We start from the raw sequence: 3,310 nt of genomic DNA, 5'->3' as shown, positions 1-3,310 counted from the left end.
GCTGGGGGCGGTGATGGCGTTGCGGCTGCCGCGGGTCATGCAGTGTGAGGCGGTGGCCGTGCCCGCGCCTCGGGACGCGGTGGAGTCCCGCGTCTCGGTGTGAACGATCGGTCTCCCATCCACGCGTCGCCCGTTCACCGCCGGGAGCGGGGCGGACGTCGCCCGTGGGGGTGCGAAGACCGCCTCGGCGGTGGGCCGCCGCCGTCGGCGGCCGCGGCTTTCGTCGCGGGACCGTGGTGTGCGCCGACGGGCCACGACCCGCGGCCGCGGATGGTGGGAGAGCAGGGTGGACGTGCGCCACACTGCCGCGTAACGTCGGCTCCGAGCCGTAACTAGCACTGCTAGTTTTATCGTTCCGGAGGGTGTCCCATGGCCTCGTCCCCCAAGCTGCCCGCGTTCGACCCCGCCGACCCCCTCGGCGTCGACGACCTCCTCGAACCGGAGGACCTGGCGATCCGGGACACCGTTCGCACCTGGGCCACGGACCGCGTGCTGCCGCACATCGCGGAGTGGTACGAGAACGGCGAGCTGCCCGGCATCCGGGACCTCGCCCGCGAACTCGGTTCCATCGGCGCCCTCGGCATGTCCCTCGACGGCTACGGCTGCGCCGGCGCGAGTGCCGTGCAGTACGGGCTCGCCTGCCTGGAGCTGGAGGCGGCGGACTCCGGCATCCGGTCGCTCGTCTCCGTGCAGGGCTCCCTCGCCATGTACGCCATCCACCGCTTCGGCAGCGAGGAGCAGAAGCGGACCTGGCTGCCGCGCATGGCCGCCGGCGAGGTCATCGGCTGCTTCGGGCTGACCGAGCCCGACCACGGCTCCGACCCCGCCAACATGCGCACCCACGCCAAGCGCGAGGGCGGTGGGGACTGGGTCCTCAACGGGCGCAAGATGTGGATCACCAACGGGTCGGTGGCCGGTGTCGCCGTCGTCTGGGCGCAGACCGAGGACGGGATCCGCGGCTTCGTCGTGCCGACCGACAGCGCCGGTTTCTCCGCGCCCGAGATCAAGCACAAGTGGTCGCTGCGGGCCAGCGTCACCAGCGAGCTGGTCCTCGACGACGTACGGCTGCCCGCCGACGCCGTGCTGCCGGAGGTGACCGGCCTGCGCGGACCGCTCAGCTGCCTCTCCCACGCCCGCTACGGCATCGTCTGGGGCGCGATGGGCGCGGCCCGCAGCTCCTTCGAGGCGGCCGTGGAGTACGCGAAGTCGCGGGAGCAGTTCGGGCGGCCCATCGGTGGCTTCCAGCTCACCCAGGCCAAGCTCGCCGACATGGCGGTCGAACTGCACAAGGGGATTCTGCTCGCCCACCACCTCGGGCGGCGCATGGACGCCGGCCGCCTGCGTCCCGAGCAGGTCAGCTTCGGCAAGCTCAACAACGTACGCGAGGCCATCGACATCTGCCGTACGGCCCGCACGATCCTCGGCGCCAACGGGATCTCCCTCGAATACCCCGTGATGCGGCACGCGACGAACCTGGAATCGGTGCTCACCTACGAGGGCACCGTCGAGATGCACCAGCTGGTGCTGGGCAAGGCGCTCACCGGACTCGACGCCTTCCGGTAGTCGATCGGTAGGAGCGCGTAGGAGTCCGGCGGGGGCGGGGCCGTGGTGTGCGGCCCCGCCTCAGCTCTGGTTGAAGAAACCGTCGGAACGGTGCGCGGCCGGCTCGCCGCTGATGACCTGGGTGTCGGCCGGGCTCAGCAGGAACACCCGGGTGGACACCCGCTCGATCGAACCGCGCAGACCGAAGATCAGTCCGGCCGCGAAGTCGACCACACGTTTGGCGTCGGTGGCCTCCATGGCCGTCAGGTTCATGATGACCGGGACCCCGTCCCGGAACAGCTCGCCGATGGACCGTGCGTCCCGGAAGCTGTCCGGGGTGACGGTCGCGATGCGGCGGCCCTTCTCCTCCGCCACGTCGGAGGCCACCTTCACCCGCGGGTCCGTGACCCAGGCGTCCCCGGAGTCGGAGCCCTCGGTGTAGTCGTCGTCGTAGTAGCGCTCGTCATCGTTGTCGTCGACGAGGCCGAGCCACGCACTCGCCTTGCGTACCGATCCCATGGACGCCTCCTCTCACAGCGGTCTTTCGTGCTTCCGCATCCCTATGGTCATCCATGATGCGGACGTCGCGCCAAGTGGATAGACGCCGCCCGGGGGGTTTGTGACGGTACTGGTGCACAGCGAATCCGTCGAGAGTCCTTGTGTCCCAAGGGTCCTTTCCCAAACGGATGCTGACTGTGAGTGAAATATGATTCTTCCCGGCACACGGGTGAGGGAGGGTGCGTACGGGTGAACGCGGCGATCGATACGATGCCGCAGCTCAACGTCGTACGCACTACGGGGGAATGTCGTGTTCGGAATCGTCAGGCCGTGCAGGCACCGGCTCGGAGAAAGCCTCACGAGCCAGTGGATGGCGCATTTGTGCGGGTTGTGCCTCGCGCTGCGCAAGGACCACGGACAGTTCGCGCGGATCGTGACGAACTATGACGGGCTTCTCATATCGGTTTTGACGGAGGCTCAGGCCCACGGCGCGGCCGGGGTCGGCGGGGGTGCCGGGCGGCGCAAGGCCGGGCCGTGTCCGCTGCGCGGAATGCGCACCGCGTCCGTCGCGCACGGTGAGGGCGCCCGGCTCGCGGCGGCCGTCTCCCTGGTGCTGGCCTCGGCCAAGGTGCGTGACCACGTCGCCGACGGGGACGGGCTGCTCGCCCGCCGGCCGGTGGCCCTCGCCGCCCGCCGGGTCGCCATGGGCTGGGACGCGGCCGGAGCGCGCGGCGGCAGTGCCGTCGGGTTCGACACCGGCGTACTGGTCGACGCCGTTGACCGGCAGGGCGGCATCGAGGCGCTCGCCGGGCCCGGCACGCCCCTGCTCACCGTCACCGAGCCGACCGAGACCGCGACCGCGGCCGCGTTCGCGCACACCGCGTACCTCGCCGGGCGGCCGCACAACGCGGAGCCGCTCGCCGAGGCCGGACGCCTCTTCGGCCGGCTCGCCCATCTCCTCGACGCCGTGGAGGACAAGGAAGCCGACGCCGCGTCGGGCGCCTGGAACCCGCTCACCGCCACGGGGACCCCGCTCACGGAGGCCCGGCGGCTGGCGGACGACGCCGTGCGCGGGGTGCGGCTCGCACTGCGCGAGGCCGAGTTCGGTGACGGCCGGCTGGTGCACCGGCTGCTCGTGCACGAGCTGGGCAACTCCGTCGACCGCGCCTTCGGCACCGTCTCCTGCGCCCACGGCAGCCACCCGTACGCCCCGCCCGGCACCCCGGGGGCCCCGGGTGGGCCGGGCGGGCCGACGCCTCCGGAGCCGCCC

At 71.6% G+C, this 3,310-nt stretch carries 3 protein-coding genes; 2 read left to right on the top strand and 1 reads right to left on the bottom strand.

What is annotated here, in order from left to right; all coding sequences use genetic code 11:
- The first annotated feature begins 369 nt into the window (after positions 1 to 369).
- Positions 370 to 1,563, top strand: a complete 1,194-nt coding sequence (locus tag EBH09_RS07335; RefSeq protein ID WP_121746111.1) for an acyl-CoA dehydrogenase family protein — start codon at positions 370 to 372, stop codon at positions 1,561 to 1,563.
- 60 nt (positions 1,564 to 1,623) lie between these two features.
- Here EBH09_RS07335 and EBH09_RS07330 read toward each other — a convergent pair whose 3' ends face one another.
- The gene (locus EBH09_RS07330) at positions 1,624 to 2,061 is read right to left on the bottom strand and encodes a cell division protein SepF (protein ID WP_121746110.1); all 438 of its coding nucleotides are present in this window, start codon (positions 2,059 to 2,061) and stop codon (positions 1,624 to 1,626) included.
- 289 nt (positions 2,062 to 2,350) lie between these two features.
- Here EBH09_RS07330 and EBH09_RS07325 point away from each other — a divergent pair.
- On the top strand, positions 2,351 to 3,310 hold a 960-nt coding region (locus tag EBH09_RS07325; protein ID WP_121746109.1), incomplete at its 3' end, for a DUF5685 family protein.

Source organism: Streptomyces sp. E2N166 (genome assembly GCF_003671715.1).
GTDB classification, from domain to species: Bacteria; Actinomycetota; Actinomycetes; order Streptomycetales; family Streptomycetaceae; genus Streptomyces; species Streptomyces thinghirensis.
This window is presented reverse-complemented; position numbering and strand designations above follow the sequence as displayed.

Excerpts from the sequence above, each read along its gene's own strand:
- EBH09_RS07330 (WP_121746110.1), bottom strand. The coding sequence starts at position 2,061 with ATGGGATCGGTACGCAAGGCGAGTGCGTGGCTCGGCCTCGTCGACGAC.
- EBH09_RS07335 (WP_121746111.1), top strand. The coding sequence starts at position 370 with ATGGCCTCGTCCCCCAAGCTGCCCGCGTTCGACCCCGCCGACCCCCTC.